The 1558-nt window shown below is 68.2% G+C and carries 3 protein-coding genes; all 3 read left to right on the forward strand.

Annotated features, from left to right (window positions below; all coding sequences use genetic code 11):
• Positions 1-253: phosphate uptake regulator PhoU (locus tag ACE3P2_RS06735; protein ID WP_374262492.1), on the forward strand; the 253-nt coding region annotated here is incomplete at its 5' end.
• The gene (gene phoB / locus ACE3P2_RS06740; RefSeq protein ID WP_374262494.1) at positions 250-936 is read left to right on the forward strand and encodes a phosphate regulon transcriptional regulator PhoB; all 687 of its coding nucleotides are present in this window, start codon (positions 250-252) and stop codon (positions 934-936) included. The genes ACE3P2_RS06735 and phoB, both read left to right, overlap by 4 nt.
• Positions 937-941: 5 nt before the next feature.
• Positions 942-1558 (forward strand): phosphate regulon sensor protein PhoR (locus ACE3P2_RS06745; protein ID WP_374262496.1); only part of this gene is annotated, 617 nt, incomplete at its 3' end.

Raw genomic sequence — 1558 nt, forward strand, 5'->3', positions numbered from 1 at the left:
CCTCGACCCCCAGCTGGCCGAAGAGGTGATCCGCGCCGACGCCGACGTCGATACCGAATTCAAGTCGATCATGCGCCAGCTGATCACGCACATGATGGAAGACCCGCGCACCATCACGACGTCCATCGACATCATCTGGATCGCCCGCGCCGTCGAGCGCATCGGCGACCATGCCAAGAACATCGCCGAACACGTGGTGTTCATCGTCGAAGGGCGCGATATCCGTCATCCGGAGAAGGAGAGCAAGGCGTGACACCCACGATCCTGGTCGTCGAGGACGAACCAGCCATCCAGGAACTCGTCGTCATCAACCTCAAGCACGCCGGTTTCCTGGTCGTTCGCGCCGGCAGCGCCGAGGAGGCCGAATCGGCCATCCGTGCCGCGCTGCCCGACCTGCTGATCCTCGACTGGATGCTGCCCGGCCAGTCCGGCGTCGCGCTGGCCAAGAAGATCCGCGCCGACGAGCGCACCCGCGAGCTGCCTATCATCATGCTGACTGCCCGCGTGCACGAGGAGGACAAGGTGCAGGGGCTGGAGGCCGGCGCCGACGACTACGTCACCAAGCCCTTCTCGCCCAAGGAACTGGTCGCCCGCGTGCGCGCCGTGCTGCGCCGCCGCGCCCCGCACCTGGCCGGCGAGGCGGTCGAGATCGGCGACCTGGCGCTCAACCCGGCCACCCACCGGGTGCTCGCCGGCAGCCAGCCGATCGAGCTCGGCCCCACCGAGTTCCGCTTGCTGTTCTTCTTCATGACCCACGCCGAGCGCGTCTATTCGCGCGCCCAGCTGCTCGACGAGGTGTGGGGCGACCACGTTTTCATCGAGGAGCGCACGGTGGACGTCCATATCCGCCGCCTGCGCGCGGCGCTCGAGCCGTCCGGCCATCATGAGCGGGTCGAGACCGTGCGCGGCACCGGCTACCGCTTCCGGGGAAGCTGAACCTGGTGTCTCCCCAGCTGATCCGGGCTTTCCTGCTGACCGCGCTGGCGGCCGCGGTGGCCGTGCCGTTCGGCCATTTCGTCAAGCCGTGGGTGGGCTGGGCCATTTTCTGCTCCGGTTTCGGCTTGCAGATGGCCTTCCACTTCCGCCATTTCGCCCGCCTCGACCGCTGGTCGCGGGCGCCGGTGGTCGACCCCAGCCTCGAAGGCGAGGGCGCCTGGGACGGCGTTTTCGCCCGCATCTACCGCCACGAGAAGGACCTGCAAGGAAAGATCGCCCAACGCGACGCGCAGATCGCCAAGCTGATCGCCGCCGGCCAGGCGCTGACCGACGGCGTCGTGCTGCTCAACGAGCACGGGGCGATCGAGTACTGCAACACCACCGCCGAAATGCAGCTCGGCCTGGTGATCGCCACCGACCGCGGCCAGCCCATCGTCAACCTGGTGCGCCAGCCGGAGTTCGTGAACTACCTCAAGGCCGGCGACTTCGCGCGCCCGCTGACGCTGCGCTCCGAACGCGGCGAGGACCGGGTGCTGTCGATCTTCGTCGTGCCCTACGCGCGCAACCAGCGCCTGCTGCAGATCAAGGACGTCACCCAGGCCGACCGCCTCGACCGCATGCG

The organism is Zoogloea sp., assembly GCF_041911615.1.
GTDB lineage: Bacteria > Pseudomonadota > Gammaproteobacteria > Burkholderiales > Rhodocyclaceae > Zoogloea.